This window comes from Nocardia sp. NPDC051929, from assembly GCF_044548645.1.
GTDB lineage: Bacteria > Actinomycetota > Actinomycetes > Mycobacteriales > Mycobacteriaceae > Nocardia > Nocardia sichangensis.
This window is the reverse complement of the sequence record NZ_JBIUCG010000005.1, coordinates 309,054-324,669: the sequence shown is the minus strand read 5'-3', so window position 1 is coordinate 324,669 and position 15,616 is coordinate 309,054. Positions and strand designations below refer to the sequence as shown.

Annotated in this window: 11 protein-coding genes; 3 read left to right on the top strand and 8 right to left on the bottom strand. The window is 67.8% G+C overall.

The features are described 5' to 3' along the window. Positions 1 to 58: 58 nt before the first annotated feature. The gene (gene otsB / locus ACIHAX_RS08915; RefSeq protein WP_397276664.1) at positions 59 to 4,039 is read left to right on the top strand and encodes a trehalose-phosphatase; all 3,981 of its coding nucleotides are present in this window, start codon (positions 59 to 61) and stop codon (positions 4,037 to 4,039) included. A gap of 3 nt (positions 4,040 to 4,042) precedes the next feature. Here the strand turns inward: otsB and ACIHAX_RS08910 are convergent, their stop codons facing one another. Beyond that, a complete protein-coding gene (locus tag ACIHAX_RS08910) occupies positions 4,043 to 4,669 on the bottom strand; it encodes a flavodoxin family protein (RefSeq protein ID WP_364435388.1) in 627 nt (208 codons plus the stop codon). Positions 4,670 to 5,014: 345 nt separating this feature from the next. Further along, positions 5,015 to 5,977: an MBL fold metallo-hydrolase gene (locus tag ACIHAX_RS08905; protein WP_364435391.1), complete on the bottom strand. Its 963-nt coding sequence runs from the start codon at positions 5,975 to 5,977 to the stop codon at positions 5,015 to 5,017. A gap of 148 nt (positions 5,978 to 6,125) precedes the next feature. On the opposite strand from ACIHAX_RS08905, the gene phoU reads away from it, so the two are divergent. Then, positions 6,126 to 6,791, top strand: coding sequence for a phosphate signaling complex protein PhoU (phoU, locus tag ACIHAX_RS08900; RefSeq protein ID WP_397276661.1), 666 nt, complete (start codon positions 6,126 to 6,128; stop codon positions 6,789 to 6,791). Positions 6,792 to 6,909: 118 nt separating this feature from the next. Here phoU and katG read toward each other — a convergent pair whose 3' ends face one another. The 6 genes from katG to ACIHAX_RS08870 form a co-directional block, all read right to left on the bottom strand. Beyond that, on the bottom strand, positions 6,910 to 9,141 hold the full coding sequence (gene katG, locus ACIHAX_RS08895; protein WP_356968487.1) for a catalase/peroxidase HPI: 2,232 nt from the start codon (positions 9,139 to 9,141) through the stop codon (positions 6,910 to 6,912). A 35-nt stretch (positions 9,142 to 9,176) separates the two neighbouring features. Then, entirely contained in the window at positions 9,177 to 9,620 is a 444-nt protein-coding gene (locus ACIHAX_RS08890; protein ID WP_355079392.1) for a Fur family transcriptional regulator, read from the bottom strand. A 234-nt stretch (positions 9,621 to 9,854) separates the two neighbouring features. Continuing rightward, positions 9,855 to 11,024, bottom strand: a complete 1,170-nt coding sequence (locus ACIHAX_RS08885; protein WP_397276658.1) for a zinc-dependent alcohol dehydrogenase — start codon at positions 11,022 to 11,024, stop codon at positions 9,855 to 9,857. Between the two features lie 12 nt (positions 11,025 to 11,036). Beyond that, positions 11,037 to 11,552, bottom strand: coding sequence for an SRPBCC family protein (locus tag ACIHAX_RS08880; RefSeq protein ID WP_355079388.1), 516 nt, complete (start codon positions 11,550 to 11,552; stop codon positions 11,037 to 11,039). 193 nt (positions 11,553 to 11,745) lie between these two features. Beyond that, the gene (locus ACIHAX_RS08875) at positions 11,746 to 12,507 is read right to left on the bottom strand and encodes an enoyl-CoA hydratase (RefSeq protein WP_364435400.1); all 762 of its coding nucleotides are present in this window, start codon (positions 12,505 to 12,507) and stop codon (positions 11,746 to 11,748) included. 135 nt (positions 12,508 to 12,642) lie between these two features. Continuing rightward, the gene (locus tag ACIHAX_RS08870; protein ID WP_397276654.1) at positions 12,643 to 13,833 is read right to left on the bottom strand and encodes a glycoside hydrolase family 19 protein; all 1,191 of its coding nucleotides are present in this window, start codon (positions 13,831 to 13,833) and stop codon (positions 12,643 to 12,645) included. A gap of 178 nt (positions 13,834 to 14,011) precedes the next feature. On the opposite strand from ACIHAX_RS08870, the gene ACIHAX_RS08865 reads away from it, so the two are divergent. Further along, positions 14,012 to 15,544 (top strand): FAD-dependent monooxygenase, encoded by a 1,533-nt coding sequence (locus ACIHAX_RS08865; protein ID WP_397276652.1) that lies wholly within the window; start codon positions 14,012 to 14,014, stop codon positions 15,542 to 15,544. The last annotated feature ends 72 nt before the right edge of the window (positions 15,545 to 15,616 follow it).

Below are 15,616 nucleotides of genomic sequence, written 5' to 3'. Positions count from 1 at the left end.
GTTGTTGCGGACTTTCGTCCCTGGACGGGACACCGGCGGCTCGGTCAGGCTTGAAGTCGTGGGCAACGGTGTGCGGGCGACGCCGCGGATCGATTCGCGCCGCCACGACGCGGTGATCTTCGACATGGACGGGGTGGTGACCGACAGCGCGTCGATGCACGCCGCGGCGTGGACGGAATTGTTCGACGACTTCCTCACCCGGCGTCCCGCCGGTGCCGGACAGGACCGGTCGCCGTTCACCGAAACCGATTACCTCCGCTTCGTCGACGGCAAGCCACGCTATCGAGGCGTCGCGGACTTCCTCGCGGCGCGAGGTATCGCGTTGCCCTGGGGCACCGCCGCCGATCCGGAGACGGCCGAAACCGTATGTGGGCTCGGAAACCGCAAGGATCACCTGTTCCGCGAGCGCGTCGCACGTGACGGTGTCCGGGTGTTCCCGTCGACCGTCGACCTCGTTCGTCGTCTGACGGCCGCGGGCATCGGCACGGGCATCTTCTCCGCCAGCCGGCATTGCGCGCAGGTGCTCACGGCCGCCGGTGTCGCGGACCTGTTCACGGTGCGGGTGGACGGGAACGATGCCGAGGAATTGGGCCTGGCGGGGAAGCCCGATCCGGCGATGTTGCTCGAGGCCGCGCGCCGACTCGGGGCCGGACCGGACCGGACGGTTGTGGTCGAGGATGCCGAGGCGGGCGTCGCCGCCGGTCGCAGTGGGGGCTTCGCGCTGGTCATCGGTGTCGATCGGCGGGCGAACGCGGATGGGCTGCTGGCCCGGGGAGCCGACGTCGTCGTCGATGACCTCGCTCGGGTGCGGTTGCGCGGGGGCTTCCGGCGGATGTCGGAGCTGCCGGACGTCGAGGAGGGCTGGCCGCGGATAGCCGACCGTCTGAGCACCGCGAAAGTTGCGGTGCTGCTCGACTTCGACGGCACCGTCGCGGATATCGTCCCCGATCCGAATGCCGCCGAACCGGTCGCGGGCGTGGCGGCCGCATTGCGGAAGCTGGCAGCGGAATGCCCCGTCGCGGTCGTCAGCGGACGCGATCTCGCCGATTTGCGTGCCCGCGTCGGCGTCGGCGGAATCTGGTACGCGGGCAGTCACGGCTTCGATCTGGTGGCCCCGGACGGCGCCGGGCACGTGCACGATGCCGCACCCGGCGCCGAGGATGCGCTCGCCGCGGCGGCCGGTGAACTTCGGCGTCGCCTGCGGGATGTTCCCGGAATCCTGGTGGAGCACAAGCGGTTCGCGGTCGCCGTTCACTACCGCAACGTCACGGCGGAACACGTCGGGGGAGTGGTCGCCGCGGTGCACGAGGCAGGGCACACGGCGGGTTTGCGCGTCACCCACGGCAGGCGTGTCGCCGAGCTGCGCCCGGATGTGGACTGGGACAAGGGCGCCGCGGTGCGGTGGATTCTCGACCATCTCACCGTCCCGGTGCTGCCGGTCTATCTCGGCGACGATCTGACCGACGAGGACGCGTTCGATGCCGTCGAAGCGGATGGGCTCGCCATCGTGGTGCGCCACGGGGAGACCGGCGACAGGCACACCGCCGCCCGGTACGCGATCGACGGGCCGCATCGGGTCCGCGACTTCCTCGATCGGCTGGCCCGCAGGCTGCGACCCGATACCGTCGCGGCCGCGCCGGAGTCGTGGACACTCGACTTCGATGGATACGACCCGGCCCGAGAGAAGCTTCGGGAGTCACTGTGCACGGTCGGCAACGGTTATTTCGCCACCCGCGGTGCGGCGCCGGAATGCGGGGCGGGAGCGGTCCACTACCCGGGTACGTATGTGGGCGGGGTGTACAACCGGCTCTCCGACACGATAACCGGCCACGTGGTCGACAACGAAAGTCTGGTCAATCTGCCGAATTGGCTCCCGCTGACCTTCCGGATCGAACGCGGCCCCTGGTTCGACATCGATACCGCGGAACTGCTGGATTACCGGCAGCAGCTGGATCTGCGCCGCGCCGAACTCGTGCGGCGGTTCCGTTTTCGCGATCCGTCGGGTCGGATCACCGCGGTGACGCAACGCCGGTTCGCCGCCATGCATCGTCCGCACTCGGGCGCGATGGCGACGACGATCACCGCCGAGAACTGGTCGGGCGAACTGACCATCCGCTCGGCGATCGATGGATCCGTGCGCAATCAGTTGGTGCAGCGGTATTGGGACCTGTCCGACACCCATCTGGTGACCGAACACGCCGTACACCTGTCCGCGAGATCGGTGCTGCTCTCGGCGCGGACCCGCGCCTCGAGAACGCCGGTGGCCGTCGCGACGCGCAGCGGTCTGCGACGCGGCGGGGAGCCCATCGACCCGGCATGCGAAGCGATCCACGAGGACGGCCTGATCGGGCACGATTTCACGCTGCCGGTCACCAGCGGGGACGCGGTGACCGTGGAGAAGGTCGTCGCCGTGTTCACCGGACGTGACCCGGCCACGGCGGGACCCGACGAGGAAGCCGCGCGCTGGGTCGACGCCGTCGACAGCTACGCGGATCTGTTCGAGGGACACGCGGTGGCGTGGGAGCATCTGTGGGCGCGGCTGCGGATCGACCTGGACCGTGCCCAGGACGCGACGCGCATCGTGCGCCTGCACCTGTTGCACCTGATGCAGACCTTGTCACCGAACACCACGAGCATGGATGTGGGCGTGCCCGCGCGCGGCCTGCACGGTGAGGCCTATCGCGGTCATGTGTTCTGGGACGAGCTGTTCGTCTTTCCCGTGCTGAATCCGCGGTTTCCCGAGCTGACCCGTTCTCTGCTGCGGTACCGCTATCGCCGTCTGACCGAGGCCAGGCGAGCGGCTGCCGAAGCGGGACTCGCCGGGGCGATGTTCCCGTGGCAGTCCGGCAGTGACGGCCGTGAAGAAAGCCAGCGGATGCATCTGAATCCGCTGTCGAGACGCTGGAATCCGGATCCGAGCCGCCGTGCGCACCACATCGGGATCGCGATCGCCTACAACGTCTGGCAGTACTACCAGGCCACCGGCGACCTGGAGTTCCTCGTCGAATGCGGCGCGGAGTTGCTGGTGGAGATCGCTCGTTTCTGGTCGAGCCTGGCGCGCTACGACGCCGAGCGCGACCGCTACACCATCCGTGGCGTGATCGGCCCGGACGAGTTCCATTCCGGCTATCCGGACGCGCCGGAGGCCGGTATCGACAACAACGCCTATACCAATGTGATGGCGGCCTGGGTGATCCTGCGGGCGATCGACGCGCTCGCCCTGCTGGCACCGCGCGAACGATCGGAGCTGCTGGAGAAGCTGTCGGTGCGACCGTCGGAATCGGAGCACTGGTCCGTTGTCGCTCGGCGAATGTACGTCCCGTTCCACGACGGAGTCATCAGCCAGTTCGAGGGATACGAGCGACTGGCCGAACTCGATTGGGATCACTACCGTCGTCGATACGGCAACATCCAGCGGCTGGACCGGCTACTCGAGGCCGAGGGCGACGATGTGAACCGCTATCGGGCCGCCAAACAAGCCGATGTCCTGATGCTGTTCTATCTACTGTCGGCCGACGAACTCCGGGAACTGCTGGGACATCTCGGATACGAACTGCCCGGCGAGATGATTCCGCGGACCATCGACTACTACCTGTCGCGCACGTCGCACGGCTCGACGCTCAGCGCGCTGGTGCATTCGTGGGTGCTGGCGCGGGCCAACCGGGAGCGCGTCGTGGAGTTCTTCGATCTGGTGCTCGGCTCCGACGTCGCCGATATCCAGGGCGGAACCACCGCGGAGGGGATTCATCTCGCCGCGATGGCGGGCAGCGTCGATCTGCTGCAACGGTGTTTCACCGGTATGGAACTGCGCCGCGACCGCCTGGTGTTCTGCCCGTTTTGGCCGGAGTCCTTGGGCGCCTTGTCGTTTCCAATGATCTACCGCGGCCATCGGCTGACCGTGCGCGTCAGCGGCGATGGCGTCGAGATCGGCTCGGATCCCGGCGCGTCGCCGCCGATCGAGGTCACCTGCCGGGACCAGACCGCGCGGCTCGAGGCGGGAGCGACGGTCCGCCTGCCGATGAACTCGGTGAGCGAGTGATGATCACCGGCTCTTCCGCCCGTGCGGCGGCACCGCTCGCCCGCGGTCGTCAGCCGGAGGTGCCCATTGGTCGAGTCGTTGATCTCGTGCGTCGTTCCGGTGCCGGCAATCCGGGTGCGAGATCCGGTCCAGTTCGGTGTGGGCGATGCGCGCGGCCCAGGCACGGGCGCGTTCCAGCTCTCCTGGCCCGGGCGGGCCGGTCGAGTCTTCGAGGAGGAAATCCATCGGGTCGTCGGCGAGGGAATAGCCCAAACGCCGTAGTCGTTTTCCGATGCCGCGTGCGGTCGATCCGGGTAGCCACGACTGACCGACCGGCTTGGTGGCGAAGGCGATGGCAGTGTGCCCCCGCGGAACGGGCAGTGCCGCTTCGAGCCACTCCCGGACACCGATGTCGGCGATCAGCGCATCGGTTCGCTTGGCGGCGTCGCGGCGGGTACGCCGACAGCTGAGCCGGAAGGTGCGGGTCGGTCCGCCGACCACGAGCAGATGCACCTTCGGAGCGGGCACTTCGGCGGCCGCGGCCACCGGCACGACTTCGACGTCGGCGTGCTCGCGCAGCCCTTCCGCGATGGCTTCCGCGACCGCCGCGGTGTTGCCGAACATCGATTCGTAGACGACTCGTGCGCGCATGGCTGGCTCCTCCGCACCGCGCCTTGCCGAACGCGGGTACCACGGACGCTACGCGGCGGGAAAGACCGTGCACAGAGTCGAACCGACACTTGTCGAGGGACCTTGGCCCCGTCCTCGGCGTGTGATCGGGCGGGTTCGGAGAGGGCGGATCAGCAACCGGCGTGAGCTGGCTGCTCGACTGGGCGAAGAAATACTGGTGGAGTTTCCTGGGCCGGGATATGAGCCTCGATCATGAGCTCGCTGCCGGCCGCCCTCATCGATCGCGTCAGGAGATGACCGAGGTACACCGCACGGTGACCGGCGCGGCGCCGATCGAGCCCGCCGGGGCAGCGGACGGCCGCGCGGTTATCGATGCGCCCATCTTTTCGCCGCGGTGTGGTCGTGGGTGGGAACGACCTCGACGTCCGCGGGCAGGCAGTGCAGGCGGTGGATCGCTGCGAAGGCGGCGGATCGGTCGTGGTCGACGAGAAGCCCTGGCAGCGGGGGTTTCTCGCGCAGCAGCGGGATCTGCTCCCGCCGCCAGACGGCGTCGCCCGCCAACAGCACGGTGCCCCCGTCCGCTACCGCGAGAACGAGCCCGATGCTGCCAGGGGTGTGCCCGGAGAGGTCCACCGCCAGCACCGAGCCGTCGCCGAAGAGGTCGTGGCTGCGGGAAAAGGTGAGTACGGGAGGCCCGTCGAGGTCGAAGGACGGCGTCGGTCGTGAGCCGAGCGACTCCGCGACGCCCATGGGGGCCGTCTCGGGGTTCGTCGCCCATTCCAATTCGGCCGTGGTCACCCGCAACGCGAGGGATGCCGGCAGGTCGAGCAGTCCGGCCACGTGGTCCCAGTGGATGTGCGTCGCGATCGCGAAGTCGAGTGCGGCCACGGGGACAGCGGACATCGCGAGCGAATCAGCTAGGCCGACAAGCGATTTACGTGGAGCGACGAGATCGCGATACGGGCGGCGCAGCTGCGGCAGGACCCGGGCGTGTACGTCGGCGCACATCGCCGGATCGACCACGAAACGAGCCTGCGGGTGTTCGACCAGAAAACTGGTCATAGCGATCGCTACCGCGGGCGGTCGCAACGCTCCTTCGATCACCCCGTAGGCCGGAGCGGGCCGCACACCATGGATGAGCGCGGTCAGCCGGACCCTGGCTCGCGCCGGGGGCAATCCCGCGTCGGTGAGCGTGTCGAGCAACTCCGTGTCGCGACGTCGCGGCTGCAGCGTGCGCCACGGCATCGACATCCCGGCGGCGCAACACGACCACCACGTCCCGGCGGTACCGGTCCGCGCCGTCAACGGCCCCGCTGATGGCAGATCCACACCGGCCCCTTCCAGCCCGACCGGCAGCGGCGCGGCCGACGAACAGCTTTCTCAGGCAAACCACGATGTTAACTCAGGTTCCGGCAGTCGACCGGTGCGCGATCGCGGACCCGCAGCGCGCCGGCGGGATGCGCGCGATGATGGAGGGGTGCGCACCCGCTTCCACGATCACCTCGAGCAGCTCGCCGACCACTTGCGAGCGATGTGCGTGCGCAATCGGGAGGCCATCGCGATGGCCACCGACGCCCTTCTCGGCGCGGATCTGGAGCTGGCCGAACGCACCATCGACTACTGCGCCGAAACCGCCGCGATGCGCGAGGACGCCGAGCACGCCGCGGTCACCCTTCTCGCCCTCGAAGCTCCCGTCGCGGGAGAACTGCGGCAGGTGGTGACGGCGCTGCAATTGGTCGATGACCTCACCCGGATGAGCGCGCTGACCGAGCACATCGCCGACGCCGCCAGACGCAGGCATCCCGCCGACGCGGTCCCCGAACCGGTGCGAGATCTGGTGACCCATATGGGTGCGGCGGCCGTCGACCTCGCCGACGCCGCGGTCGGTGTGCTGACCACCGCCGACCCCGGCGACGCAGCTGACCTCGACGCTCGCGACGACACCATGGACGATCTACACCGCGCGCTGCTGGCGGCGATCCTGGCCGAAGGATGGGACAACGGCACCGCGGCCGCGGTCGACGTCACTCTGCTCGGCCGCTATTACGAACGCTTCGGCGACCACGCCGTCGAGGTGGGTCGCCGCACCCTGTACATGACCACCGGGCGCCGCCAGGACGACGAGGTCGCGCAATCGCTATAGGACCGCGAATCATGGGTGCGCGGAACGGAATTCGTTGCGCTCGACGGTCCATCGGACGGCGGGTGACGAGACGATCCAGGCCGGCCCCGAAGAACCGGCCCGGATCGTCGAATATCGATCAGGCGAGATCGAACCGGTCGTTTTCGACCACCTTGACCCACGCCGCGACGAAGTCGTCGACGAACTTCGCCTTCGCGTCGTCCTGCGCGTACACCTCGGCCACCGCCCGCAGCACGGAGTGCGATCCGAAGATGAGGTCGTTGGCCGTCGCCGTCCACTTCGCCGCACCGGAGGCGCGGTCGAAGCCTTCGTAGACGTTCTCCGCCGACTCCGACGCCTTCCACTCGGTGTTCTGGTCGAGCAGGTTGACGAAGAAGTCGTTCGTCAGCACGCCCGGCCGGTCGGTGAATACACCGTGGTCGGTGCCGCCGTAGTTGGCGCCCAGAGCGCGCAGACCACCGATGAGCACCGTCAGCTCCGGAGCGGTCACGTCCAGCATGTACGCCCGGTCGAGCAGCAGGCGCTCCAGCGGAGCCTTCTCGCCGGTCCGCGTGTAGTTGCGGAACCCGTCGGCCCGCGGTTCGAGCACCGCGAACGACTCGACGTCGGTGTTCTCCTGGGTGGCGTCCGTCCGTCCGGGTGCGAACGGCACCGTGACATCGTGGCCCGCGTCCTTGGCGGCCTTCTCGATCGCCGCGGACCCGGCCAGGATGATCAGGTCGGCGAGCGAGACCTTCTTGCCGCCGGAGGCCGAACCGTTGAAGTTCTGCTGGATCTGCTCGAGCACCGGCAGCACCTTGGCCAGCTCGTCCGGCTCGTTGACTTCCCAGTTCTTCTGCGGCTCGAGCCGGATCCGGGCACCGTTGGCGCCACCGCGCTTGTCGGTGCTGCGGTAGCTGGCTGCCGAGGCCCAGGCGGTCTTGACCAGCTGCGCGACCGACAGGCCGGACTCGAGCACCTTGCTCTTCAGCTCCGCGATGTCCTGCTCGTCGATCAACTCGTGATCGACGGCGGGAACGGGATCCTGCCACAGCTGCGGCTCGGGAACCCAGGGGCCGAGGTAGCGGCTGATCGGGCCCATGTCGCGGTGCAGGAGCTTGTACCACGCCTTGGCGAACGCCTCGGCCAGCTCCTCGGGGTGATCGAGCCAGCGCCGGGTGATCTCCCGATAGATCGGGTCTTCGCGCAGCGACAGGTCCGTGGTCAGCATGGTCGGCGTACGCGCGGGCCCGCCGAACGGATCCGGGATCGCGCCCTCGCCCGCACCGTCCTTCGGCTTCCACTGCCAGGCCCCGGCGGGGCTCTTGGTCAGCTCCCATTCGTAGCCGTACAGGTTCTGCAGGAAGCCGTTGCCCCACTTGGTCGGGGTGGCGGTCCAGACGACCTCCAGGCCGCTGGTGATGGCGTCCTTGCCCTTGCCGGTGCCGTACGCGCTCTTCCAGCCCAGGCCCTGCTGTTCGAGGGGAGCGCCTTCCGGTTCGGCGCCGACCAGGCCGGCATCGCCCGCGCCGTGGGTCTTGCCGAAGCTGTGGCCGCCGACGATCAGCGCGGCGGTCTCCTCGTCGTTCATCGCCATGCGGCCGAATGTCTCGCGGATGTCGCGCGCGGCGGCCACGGGATCCGGCTGACCGTTGGGCCCTTCGGGATTCACATAGATCAGGCCCATCTGGACGGCGCCGAGCGGGTTGGCCAGCTCGCGGTCACCGCTGTAGCGCTCGTCGCCGAGCCAGGTGTCCTCCGGACCCCAGAAGACCTCCTCCGCCTCCCAGATGTCCGGACGGCCGAAGCCGAAGCCGAAGGTCTTGAACCCCATCGACTCGAGGGCCACGTTGCCCGCGAACACCAGCAGGTCGGCCCACGAGATCTTGCTGCCGTACTTCTGCTTGACCGGCCACAGCAGCCGGCGCGCCTTGTCCAGGTTGGCGTTGTCCGGCCAGCTGTTCAGCGGCGCGAAACGCTGCGCGCCCTGACCGCCGCCGCCGCGGCCGTCGGAGATGCGGTAGGTGCCCGCGGCGTGCCAGCTCATCCGGATGAACAGGCCGCCGTAGTGGCCGTAGTCGGCGGGCCACCAGTCCTGCGAATTGGTCAGGACCGCCGCGACGTCGGCCTTGAGGGCGTCGACGTCGAGCTTCTTGAATTCTTCTGGGTAGTTGAAGTCCTCTCCGAGCGGGTTGGACTTGGACGTATGGGCGTGCAGCACCGAGACGTCGATCTGCTCCGGCCACCAGTCCTTGTTGCTGCGGGGGCGGTGGTCCGTCTTCGCGGTGGGCGACGGGATCGCCGGGTTCTCGCTCTCGCTCGCGCTGTGGGTCTTGGTGTCAGGATTGGGCGGGCGGCTATCGGATGACACAGCATTCCTTCCTGAATGAGTGATGTGGGCTGCGATCACGAATGTGATCGGGAAGCCTGTGATTCCACACAATCGGGGCACAGGCCCCAGTAGATGACCTCGGCTTCATCGATCGAGAACCCGCTGTCATCGGACGCGGTCAGACACGGGGCCTCGCCGATGGCGCAGTCGACATCGGCGATCACCCCGCATCCTCGGCATACGACGTGATGGTGGTTGTCGCCGACCCGCGATTCGTAGCGGGCGACGGACCCGGACGGCTGGATACGCCGGACCAGGCCGGTGGCGGTGAGTGCGTTCAATGAGTCGTAGACCGTTTGGTGGGACACCTCGGGCAGCGCGGATCGAACAGCGCGGATGATCGACTCCGTGTCGGCGTGCGGGTGGTCGTGGACCGCGCTGAGCACCGCGACCCGCGGGCGGGTCACACGTAGCGAAACTCCTCGCAGCATCTGCTGGAATTCCGAGGCCGTTGGCATGCTCGGAAGTCTCGTCCGTTTTCTGGAACGAGTCAAGAGTTTGTTCGGAAGTTGCGCGGTACGTGCCGCGCGGAGGCCGCCCCGGAGGGCTCGTCGGGCAGCGTACCCACTGCCGCGCAGAGCACGTGGGCGTTTGCGGCGATTCGATCGAGCCGACGAGGCGCGGATGATCCGGCTACCGGATCGGATGGGCAACCAGCGAGCTATCTCGGCGCTGCGGCCCCATGGGCCCGCTCAGGGCCGGAAAACGGAGCGGATGCAGCCTTCCTTTTTGTGCTTGAAGATGTCGTAGCCGTATACCGCGTCGTCGAGCGGCATGTCGTGGGTGATCAGGTAGGAGGGGTCGAGATCGCCCTGTTGGATGTAATCGAACATGCGGGGTACGAACCGCTGGCCGTATTGCTGTGCCGTGCGGATGGTGAGACCCTTGTTCGTCACGACGCCCATGGGGAATTTGTCGGTGAGACCGTATACGCCGAGCACCGAGACGATGCCGCCTTTCCGGCACGCGAGAATCGCTTCCCGCAGCGGTGTCGCCCGATCCGATTCCAGCCGGAGCAACTGTTTGGCCCGATCGTAGAGTTGCTGGAGTCCGGTGCCGTGTCCTTCCATCCCGACGGCCTCGATGCAGGCGTCGGGCCCGCGGCCACCGGTACTTTCGCGCAGGATCTCGTGGACGCTGTCGACGGCGGTGTAGTCGATGGTTTCCGCGCCGAACTGCTCTTCCGCCACGCGCAACCGCTCGGGAAGGCGGTCGATGACGAAGATCCGCTCGGCGTCGAGCAGGCGTGCCGTGTGCCCGGCCATCAATCCGACGCCGCCGCTGCCCCATACCGCGACGGTGTCGCCGGGGTGGATGTCGCAGAATTCGGCGCCCATCAGTCCCGTCGGCACGGCATCGGACAGGAACAATGCTTGTTCGTCGGTGATGCCCTCCGGTATCCGGAAACAGTTGGTGTCGCCGAAGGGAACACGGACATATTGCGCATGGGAACCCTGATAACCCCCGAAGGGATGGGTGTAACCGTAGATGCCGCCCGTCGGGTAGCCGAAAAGCGGTTGTTGCAGAGCGCTGTTCGGATTGGTGGTATCGCAAAGGGAATACAGTTCGTGGTCGCAATACCAGCACGATGCGCATCCGATGAAGGACGGGACCACGACACGGTCACCCACGGCGATCGAGGTGACTTCGACTCCGGTTTCTACGACCTCGCCCATGAACTCGTGTCCGAAGACGTCGCCTTCCCGCATTCCCGGCAAATATCCGTCGATGAAGTGCAGATCGGACCCGCAGGTGGTGGTCAGGCGGACCTGGACGATGACATCGTGCGGATTGACCAGAACCGGATCGGGGACGGTTTCCACGGCGAGTTCGTTGACGCCGTTCCAGCAGAGCGCGTGCATGTCTCCTCCTGTTCACCGAGCGGAAGAGCGGGCGCTCGGATTGTGGGCCAGGGTGGGCATTTCGCCGGTCTGCAGCCGGGCTCGGGCTCGGTAGAGCGCGGTGAACATACCCGCGCCGGTCAGCAGGTCGGGCAGCGGGGTCCGGGCTCGCATCGTCACTTCGGTCCCGAGATTCCGCGGTGCTTCCCGGAAGGTGAGTTCGATTTCGAGACCCTGGCCTGCGTCCTGGTCGGCGGAGCCGACGAACCGGAAGTGTCCGTCCTCCTCGCGCAGTGTGGTCTTCCAGGTCGTGTGTCCGTCGGCGCCCGCGTACAACCTCCACTCGTAGGTCGACGGAGCCGGAGATCTGACCTCGGCGACGTCGCCCAGTACCTCCGACAGGCTCGTCGGGTCGCGCCAGAACTGCTCGACCTCGGCTCGTGGCCGGGCGATGGTCACGGTCTGACTGCCCGAGTAGCTGGTCGCCGACTCGATCACCCGTCCCACGAGATCGCTGAGCAGGTGTTTGGTGTCATCGATGTAGTGCATAGGGCCCTCCTCTCGCTCTCCGTGGTCGCAAGACACCCGGCACACACGAAAGGCCCCTGCGATCCGGATACGAACCATCGGCCGCAGAGTCGTGCGCTTCCTATGCGGTCTCGGAGCGGCTACCCGCCGCCGGAAACGCCAAACCGTTTCCGTCCCGCTTCGACGACCTCCGCCCACACCGCGCCGCCGCCGTTCATCTCGATCCGCCGATCTCGGCCTGCTTCGCCGCCAGGCGCGCGGCGAATTCCGGGGAGTCGAGGGAGGCGACCTGCGGCACGATCTCGGCGTCGACGGCATCGGCGTGGGCGTCGAGATTCGCGGTGTGGCGCATGGTGCGTTTGGTGGTGATGAGCAGATCGCGCGGCGCTTCGGCCGCGCCGGCGGCGAAGTCGATCGCTCCGGCGAGCAGCGCGTCGTGATCGCCGTCGATCACCCGGTGCGCCAATCCTGCGCTCAGCGCCGCCTGGGCGTCGAGGATCTCCCCGAACAGCGTCATCGCGGCGGCCCGTTGCGGTCCGACGGCGCGTTGCAGCATCCAGGTCATCCCGCCGCCGGGATGAAGGCCCAGTCGCAGGAATCGCGCGTCGAACCGCGCGCGAGGACCGGCGACCCTGACATCCGCGGCCAGCGCCAGATTGAGTCCCGCGCCGACGGCGGCGCCGCCGACCACCGCGATGGTGGGCAGTGCGCAGCGCGCGACCGCGAGGAATCCGTCGTAGATCACCCGCAGCCCCTCCTCGCGTGCCGCACCGAGCGCGCTCAGATCGGCTCCGGCGCAGAATGCGGGCGGGGTTCCGGTGACGAGCACCGCGTGCACGCCGGTATCGCGCTCGGCCTCGGCCACCGCGGCGGCCAGTTGTTCGGACAGCGCCGGTGTCAACGCGTTCCGCCGATCCGGGTCGTGCACGGTGATGACCGCGACCTTGTCCCGCCGCTCACTCCTGATCTCCGCCATGACCGGATCGTAGGCGCCGGGGACGGTCAGAAGACGCACGGGACCGCGCACCGACTCGTGGAGCGCTCTGACCGCCGAACGGAGATCCATCGCCGAGCTCACCGGGGCCGCGGATGCGTGGCGAACAATTCGGGTTCATTCCGCGTCGAGTACCTTGCGGGCACGGTCGTAGTTCTCCTTGCGCTCCGAAGCGCCATTTGAACCTCCGTTGATCGATCTGGTGATCGCGCCGACATCCGATTCGTCGGCCCGGTCGTTCAAATCCTTGGCGTCCCAGAACCACCCGGCGGTTGCGAAGGCGTACTTCGGATCCGCGGCCAGCTTGTGATCGCCGACGAGATCGACACCGAGGGCCTCGCCCGCCTCCTGGTAGTTGTTGCGACCGGTCAACTGCAACGCGCCACGGCCGTGGAAGCGGGCGCCGTCGCCGGGCTTGTTGTTGCCCAAGTTTCGGCCGACGCCGGAGCCGGGCCCGTAGAGGCGGTTGAAGTATTCGTCGTCACCGTATTCCTCGAGCGTTTTCAGGTCGTCGGTTTCCACCCCGATCTGGGCTAGGAAAGCGGCTTCCCGCTTCGGCGTGTCGATCCCGAAGTCGCGCATCGCCTGGTCGAGGTAGGGCAGGTACTCCTGCAATTTCGCGCGGGATGTGCCGGGGAAGATCCGCTCCAGTTGTTCCAGGGTCAGCGGGCCCGTTGTCCCGGCCCGGTCGGCATTGTGCCCGGCGACCGCGGCGAATTTCGTCTCCACCCGCACGAGTGTCGCGACGACTTCGGTCAGGAGTGACTTCTCCTCGGTCGGCGACAATTTCTTCGAGCGTGCCGAGACCGCCACCGTGGCAGCTTGCAGCACCGGTGCGAGACGTGCCGCCTCGTCTCTGATCGTTCCGATCAACGCGATGATGTCCTTCGCCACGTCGCCCACCTTGCCGGATATCCGTGTGGCTTGGGCTTTCAGATCGTCGGCGAGGCGGGCCAGCTTTCCGGACTTCTCGTTGTAATGCGTGGTGACGATGGACTCGTTGGCTACGTCGTACAAGTCGGCCTTATCGAGCAGGACGATCAGGTCCGGAATGTCCTCGGGGTGGCCGTTACCGAGTTGGTCGACCATGAGATCGAAAGCGTTTCGGGTGAATTCGATGACTTTCCGCAGCGTGGCGGAGGCTTGTGGTGGGGCGATCAGACTCTCGATCTGTTTGCGGGTATCGGCGACCGCCGAAGACGCCTGCGGGGTCGGATCCGCCCCGAGTACCTTGGCCGGTAGTGCGAGCAGACCGTATCGTGCCCGCCCCCAGGGATCCGCCTGCAACGGGTCGTAGGGGGAGCCCATGTCCACGATTCTCGCATGACCAGCGCAAACGTCCGCCATTCTCTCCCCAGCTGTGACAAGGCGGGAATATCCAGCGGGCGCTTCGAGTGTCTGTCGACTCCGGCGGTGACGACTCCGCGCAAGCGGCGTGCAAGCCGGTGCAAGTGCCGGGCAATGCTTTCGCCGCAGCGTGTTTCGTATGAACGAGACACGTGAAGTGGTGGTGGTCGGCGCCGGGCCGGTCGGGCTCATGCTGGCTTGTGAGCTGCGGCTCGCGGGGGTGGATGTGCTCGTGGTGGAGCGCCTCGCCGAGCCGGACCGCACGATCAAAGCGGGGGCGATCAATGTGCCCACCGCTCAGGCCATGTACCGGCGCGGGCTGCTGCCGCAGCTGCGCGCCGAGCAGGACGCCGCATTCGCCCGGTTCGCGCAGTTCCGTCGCGATGGCGGCATGCCGCCGATCGACCGGGGGCGGCGGCCTGCGGTGGGTCACTTCGCGGGCATCATGCTGAATTCGGACGCCGTCGACTTCGATGATCTGGAATTCGCCGAGGTCGGTCCGGCCGCCGAGGTCTTCCTGGTGGCCCAGCAGTCCGTCGAGGCGATCCTGGGTGGCCGCGCTGCCGAACTCGGCGTGGAGGTCCGGCGCGGGGTGGAGGTCATCGGGCTGTCCGACGACGGCGCGGGTGTCACCGTCGATTGCGGTGACCGCAGGGTGCGCACCGGCTGGCTGGTCGGCTGTGACGGCGGGCGCAGCACGGTCCGCAAGCTCGCCGGGTTCGAGTTCCCCGGCCTCGACCCGGAGATCACCGGCCATCAGGCGATCGTGGACATGACCGGAGCCGAGAACCTTCGAATGAGCTGGAATGCCACCGAGACCGGTATCTACGCCTATGGACCGATGCCCGGCCGCGTGCTCACCGTCGAACTGGACGGCCCGCCCGCCGACCGGGAGACCCCGGTGACGGCGGCCGAATTGCAGCAGAGCATCCGTGCCGTGAGCGGAGTCCCGGTGGTCGTCACTGCCGTGCATTCGGCCACCCGTTTCACCGACAACACCCGCCAGGTCCCCGACTACCGCAAGGGTCGGGTGCTGCTCGCCGGTGACGCCGCGCATGTGCACTCACCTTTCGGAGGTCAGGGCCTGAACCTCGGTATCGGCGACGCGGTGAATCTCGGCTGGAAACTGGCCGCCGAAGTGCGCGGATGGGCGCCCGGCGGTCTGCTCGACACCTACACCGCCGAACGCCATCCCATCGGCGCGTGGGTGCTGGATTGGACGCGCGCGCAGGTCGCTTTGATGCGCACCGATATCCGCAGCCGTGCCCTGCGCGCCGTCGCCGCCGAACTGCTCGCCTCGCGCGACGGCGCGACCGGCGTGTTCAAGAACATCTCCGGTGTTCGGCATCGCTACGACATCGGCGGGGGGCACTCGCTCGTCGGATCGGTCGCTCCCGACATCGAATTGGCCGACGGCACCCGCCTCGGTGAGTATTTCACCGACGCGGAGGGCATTCTGCTCGACCTCGTCGATTCCGGCGACTTGCGATCCCGCGCCGCGGGATGGTCCGGGCGGGTGCGGGTCGTCACCGCGAAAGCCGCTCAGCCGCGCGAGCTTTCGGCGATTCTGGTCCGTCCCGACGGCTGTGTGGCGTGGGCTGCCGACGGCGGCGACCTGGACGGCCTCGAGGAATCGCTGGCCCGTTGGTTCGGTGCTCGCGCCCACACCTGATATTCGCGCGGACCGCGCCGCACCCGGTGACGCCGTGGGTGACATCGCCGGGTCGGGTTCGGCGGGCGCTGC